The 2,097-nt window shown below is 69.0% G+C and carries 1 protein-coding gene and 1 pseudogene; one reads left to right on the top strand and one right to left on the bottom strand.

Going from position 1 to position 2,097, the window contains the following annotated elements:
• Window positions 1–308, bottom strand: a pseudogene (locus HUK84_RS15825) (HlyD family secretion protein); the annotation flags it as partial.
• 273 nt (window positions 309–581) lie between these two features.
• On the opposite strand from HUK84_RS15825, the gene HUK84_RS15820 reads away from it, so the two are divergent.
• On the top strand, window positions 582–1,973 hold the full coding sequence (locus HUK84_RS15820; RefSeq protein ID WP_176641139.1) for an erythromycin esterase family protein: 1,392 nt from the start codon (window positions 582–584) through the stop codon (window positions 1,971–1,973).
• Window positions 1,974–2,097: the final 124 nt, after the last annotated feature.

Here is a 2,097-nt window from a genome sequence, read left to right as displayed (position 1 = left end):
GCCAGTTGGCGGCTGCTTTCCTCGAACTGTCGGGCGGCCTGGTCGCGGGCCGCGCGCTCGGCCACGTCGTCCTGATCGAACAGAGGCTGCCCGGCCGCGACATGCGCGCCCCGCGCGACATGCAGCGCGGTCAGCATGCCGGCCTGCGTCGGGGCGATCCGCACGAAATCCGCATCGGCATAACCCTGCCACGACAAGGGTTGTGGGGAATGCGACAGCCACCACCACGCGCTGCCCCCCAACGCCAGCATCAGCACCAGCACCATCGCCAGCGCGGCGGCGAAGCGGCGGAATCCCACGCGCGTCACCCGTTCGGCACTCCCCCCGCTGGGCCATCCGCCCCGTCATCGCTACCCGTGACCGCCACCCGTCAACGCTAACGGCGCCGCGCGGCGGGCGGACCCGGCCTCATGAGAATGTTATCGGTCTTTCGCGCGTTTTTCCCGCTTCGGGGTGCTGCATGCGGCGGCCCGGCATACGACATCACGCGATGCTCCCCCGCCGTGCGGGCAGCAGCGCGGCGACCCGGGCACGATATTTCGGGATCATGATATTTTGGGCATGACAGGATGCACGCGCCGATGACGAACCATGCCGCATCCGTTCCGACCCATGGCCGCCCCGACGGCGTCGCCATCGCGCCCGCGCTGATCGAGGCGCTGCGCCATTATGGACGCCCCCTGCCCGGGCCGGAACAGGGCGAGGAATTCGGCGCCGCCTTCGACCGGTTCGGCCATGCGCGGGTCGTTCTGCTGGGCGAATCCACCCATGGCACCGCCGAATTCTATCGCGCGCGGGCCGCCATTACCCGGCGGCTGATCGAACGGCACGGCTTTACCATCGTGGCGGTCGAGGCCGATTGGCCCGACGGCGCGCGCATCGACGATTATGTGCGCCACCATGCGCCGCGGCCCTGGCGCGGCCCGGCCTTCGCGCGGTTTCCGCGCTGGATGTGGCGCAATACCGACATCGCGTCCTTCGTCCACTGGTTGCACCAGCATAACGCCGAGCAGCCCGATGACAGGCGCGTTTCGTTCCATGGGCTGGATATCTACAGCCTTGGCGAGTCCATCCATGCGGTACTGACCTATCTGGACCGCATGGACCCCGAGGCCGCGAAGGCCGCCCGCGCGCGCTATGCGCGGCTGACCCCCTGGCAGGACGATCCGGCGCGCTATGGCAACGCGGTGATGCGCCACGGCCATGACAGCAGCGAGGACGCGGTGGTGGCGCAGTTGCGCGAATTGCTGGCGCGACGGCTGCATGACGTGCGGCTGGACGGCGCGGCCTGGTTCGACGCGGTGCAGAATGCGCGCATCGTCCGCGCGGCCGAGCAATATTACCGCATCATGTATCGCGCGGGGGCGGAAAGCTGGAATTTGCGTGACCGGCACATGTTCGGCACCATCCAGGCGCTGCTGGCGCATCGGGGCGAGGAAGCCAAGGCGGTGATCTGGGCGCATAATTCCCATGTCGGCCATGCCGCCGCCACCGCCATGGGCTGGGAAGGCCAGTTCAATATCGGCGAACTCTGCCGGATGGCCCATGGGGACGAGGCCGCGCTGATCGGCTTCAGCACCGATCGCGGCACCGTCGCCGCCGCCCATCACTGGGATGCCGAGATGGAGGTCATGACCGTCCGGCCGGCCCGCGCCGACAGTTACGAACATGCCTTTCTGCATGCCGGCCTGCCGCGCGCGCTGTTCGACTGGCGCGATGACCGCCATCTGCGCGACCTGCTGCGCGGCCCGCTGCGCGAGCGGGCGATCGGCGTGATCTACCGGCCCGACAGCGAACTGCACAGCCATTATTTCGAGGCGATGCTGGCCGACCAGTTCGATGCCTGGGTCTGGATCGAGAAGACCAAGGCCGTCACCCCGCTGGACCATGCCCTGCCGGTTGCCGGGCAGAACGGCGCGCCGCATCCCAGCCACCCGAGCGGTCTGGACGAAACCTGGCCGTTTGGCCTGTGAGGGAGCGCCCGATGACGCACGGCCCGTGGGAGGAGGCGGATCGCGACATGGCCTGGATCTATCAGGATCGTGCGGAAGCCGGGAGGGACCTGGCCGAACGCCTGCGCCCCCTGGCGCGGCCCCG

It is taken from the genome of Nguyenibacter vanlangensis (genome assembly GCF_013376155.1).
In the GTDB taxonomy this organism is placed as follows: Bacteria; Pseudomonadota; Alphaproteobacteria; order Acetobacterales; family Acetobacteraceae; genus Gluconacetobacter; species Gluconacetobacter vanlangensis.
Note: the sequence above shows the minus strand (reverse complement) of the source record. Positions and strands in the feature narration are given on the sequence as shown.